General features: G+C 66.9%; 2 protein-coding genes. Both read left to right on the top strand.

The features are described 5' to 3' along the window. The coding region (locus IVW53_16195; GenBank protein MBF6607098.1) for a hypothetical protein at positions 1-161 on the top strand (161 nt) is incomplete at its 5' end. Further along, a complete protein-coding gene (locus IVW53_16190) occupies positions 158-973 on the top strand; it encodes an ExeA family protein (GenBank protein ID MBF6607097.1) in 816 nt (271 codons plus the stop codon). The genes IVW53_16195 and IVW53_16190, both read left to right, overlap by 4 nt. Positions 974-1,101 lie beyond the last annotated feature (128 nt).

Below are 1,101 nucleotides of genomic sequence, written 5' to 3'. Positions count from 1 at the left end.
CCATCGCCAACAACACCATCGCCAACGACGACAGCACCGACAGCACCGACAGCACCGACAGCACCGACAGCGACAGCGACAGCGACAACGACAACGACAACGACAACGACAACGACAACGACAACGACAACGACAACGACATCAAGGAGATCCCATCATGACCATCGACCGACTCCGGGCCCACTGGGGCTTCACCCGCATGCCCTTCACCAAGGACCTCGCTCCCTCCATGCTCCATGCCCACCGCTCCCACGGGGAAGCCGTGGCCCGGATCACCTGGTGCATCGACGAACAGGCGGTGGGGGTGGTCACCGGCGAGGTGGGCGCGGGCAAGACAGTGGCCGTCCGGGCCGCCCTCTCCGGCATCGATGCCAGCCGCCACACCGTTATCTACCTCGGCAACCCCTCGGTCGGGCTGCGGGGCCTGTACTCGACCATCGTCTCCACCCTCGGGGGCGTCCCCCGGTTCCACCGGGCCTCCCTCATCCCCCAGGCCCAAGACGCCCTCGCCACCGAGGAGCACGAACGGGGACGCCGTGTCGTCCTTGTCCTCGATGAGGCCCACCTCTTGGATGCCGAACAGCTTGAAGGCCTCCGCCTACTCACCAACGCCGAGATGGACTCCCATGCGCCCTTCGCCTGCCTGCTGGTCGGACAGCCGACCCTCAGACGACGCATCCGACTGGGGGCCTTCGCCGCCCTCGATCAGCGGGTGGCCCTCCGCTACTCGATGGTCGGGATGGACCAGCCCGAGACGGCCGACTACGTGGCCCACCACCTGAAGATCGCCGGGCGGAGCGACACCTTGTTCTCCGATGACGCCCTGGCCCTCATCCACCAGGTGTCGCGGGGACTGCCCCGGGCCGTCAACAACCTGGCCGTTCAGTCCCTCGTCGCCGCCTTCGCCGAGGGCAAGGCCATCGTCGATGAATCCTCAACCCGGTCCGCCGTCACCGAGGTGACCGCCGAATAGCCGCGGGTCAGGCCGGCGGCTGGCTGGACCTCACGCCACGACCGATGACGACCAAGGCGACAACACGTTCACGAACTCGTGCTCACGAAACGTGTCGCCGTCGTGCTCATCCAGCGTGGCGGCCAACA

The sequence above is a fragment of the Chloroflexota bacterium genome (assembly GCA_015478725.1).
GTDB lineage: Bacteria > Chloroflexota > Limnocylindria > Limnocylindrales > CSP1-4 > C-114.
Note: the sequence above shows the minus strand (reverse complement) of the source record. Positions and strands in the feature narration are given on the sequence as shown.